Genomic DNA, 1,855 nt, shown 5'->3' with positions numbered 1-1,855 from the left:
CAAAGTTACCAGTGTAATTACCCGCAGTGGCAAAAGTTTTGGCTATATGTAACACTTTTTCTTGTAAGATATATAGCAATTCTTCACCTTCATAGTCAGCAATATGTGCCATTTTTAACATATTGTAATTAATGGTATCGTGAGGTAATTTTAGCTGCTCGAAATCTAGAGTTAAATCATACTCGCCATCCTGTAATATCTGTCTCTTATACACATCTAGATGTGTATGAGAGAGAAGTACAAGATATTGACCACTGCGGGATAGTGGCAGGCATAATTGACCAAATGTGTTTGGTAGAACAAATCAACCAAATACTAGGCATACATCATCAAGAAATAGTCAGTCCAGGTCAAGCAGTAAAGGCGATGATTCTCAATGGCTTGGGCTTGGTCAGTGCGCCACTGTATTTGTTTGAAAAGTTTTTTGTAGGCAAAGCCACAGAGCACCTATTGGGTGAGGGGATAAGTCCAGAACATCTCAACGATGACCGTTTAGGGAGAGTATTGGATAAGCTATATGAGGCAGGATTAACACAAGTATTCGTCACAGTAGCGTTGGCAGCAGCCCAAAAGTTTGGGGTAAAAAAAGACAGTTTGCACCTAGACTCCAGTTCATTTCATGTGCATGGAGAATACGTCAGCACCACAGATGAAGACGCAACAGAGGAAAGAGCAATTGAAATTACCTATGGTTATTCACGAGACCATCGACCGGATCTCAAACAATTTATATTGGACTTAATGTGCAGTGGGGATGGAGATATCCCTTTATATCTGAGAGTTGCAGATGGAAATGAAGCTGACTCGGCGGCATTTGCCCGAATTCTCAAAGAGTTTAGGCAACAGTGGGAGATAGATGCCTTGTTTGTGGCAGATGCCGCTCTTTACTGTGAACAGAACATCAAACAGATGGATTCTTTACGCTGGCTATCAAGAGTGCCAGCCACCTTAGCGGCAGCACAATTTCTCTTAGACAACATGAGTCAGGAAGCATTTGTCAACAGTGCAATCGCAGGATACCAGATTGCTGAGTGTTGTAGTGATTATGCCGCAGTGAAGCAGCGTTGGTTAGTCGTCGAGAGTGAAGCTCGTAAAAGCGCGGATTTAAAGCAATTAGAAAAACGTCTAGCCAAGCAACTGGACAAAGCCCAGTCTCAACTACGGCAGTTATCACAGCAAGAGTTCGCTTGTGCAGCAGATGCATTGAAAGCCGCAAATTTATTGAGTAGTCAGCTACGCTTTCATCAACTCCAAGACGTGGAGATTATTGAACACCATCGTCACCGCAAACCCGGTAGACCAGGCAAAAATACCCAACACACTCACTACTGTTATCAAATTCGTGCTTCTGTGGTTCCAAAACCTCAAGCCATTGCTATCGAACAATTACGTGCAGGTCGCTTCATTTTAGCGACTAATGTTACAGATACTAACGAGTTGACTGGCGATGACTTGCTCTTGCAGTACAAGGCTCAACAATCTACAGAACGCGGTTTTCGTTTCCTCAAAGACCCTCTGTTTTTTACCAGCAGCGTCTTCCTCAACTCTCCCGAACGGGTAGCAGCATTGGCAATGGTGATGGGTCTGTGTTTATTGGTTTACAGTTTAGGGCAAAAGGCACTGCGTCAAGCCCTGGAAACAGCAAAACAAACTATCAGTAATCAGTTGGGTAAGCCGACTAGCACTCCCACTCTCCGTTGGGTCTTTCAGTGTTTTATGTCGATTCATTTGATAACGATCGCTGGCTTTAGACAGATTGCTAATCTTACTGATGAACGACGTTGGATTCTCCAGTTTCTCGGTGCACCTTGCCGAAAATATTATCTTTTGACCTGATAGACCTGCGGAATGTAGG

The 1,855-nt window shown here is 43.5% G+C and carries 2 protein-coding genes; one reads left to right on the top strand and one right to left on the bottom strand.

Annotated features, from left to right (window positions below):
* Positions 1–214, bottom strand: a 214-nt coding sequence (locus tag NCWK1_RS29265) for a hypothetical protein (protein ID WP_146034067.1), incomplete at its 3' end; no start/stop codon positions are given.
* Positions 215–222: 8 nt separating this feature from the next.
* On the opposite strand from NCWK1_RS29265, the gene NCWK1_RS28905 reads away from it, so the two are divergent.
* Complete coding sequence (locus tag NCWK1_RS28905; RefSeq protein WP_103127051.1) at positions 223–1,836, top strand: IS1634 family transposase; 1,614 nt, start codon at positions 223–225, stop codon at positions 1,834–1,836.
* The last annotated feature ends 19 nt before the right edge of the window (positions 1,837–1,855 follow it).

This window comes from Nostoc cycadae WK-1, from assembly GCF_002897135.1.
Lineage (GTDB): Bacteria > Cyanobacteriota > Cyanobacteriia > Cyanobacteriales > Nostocaceae > Nostoc_B.
The sequence above is the reverse complement of the archived record's forward strand: the minus strand, read 5'-3'. Positions and strand labels throughout refer to the sequence as shown.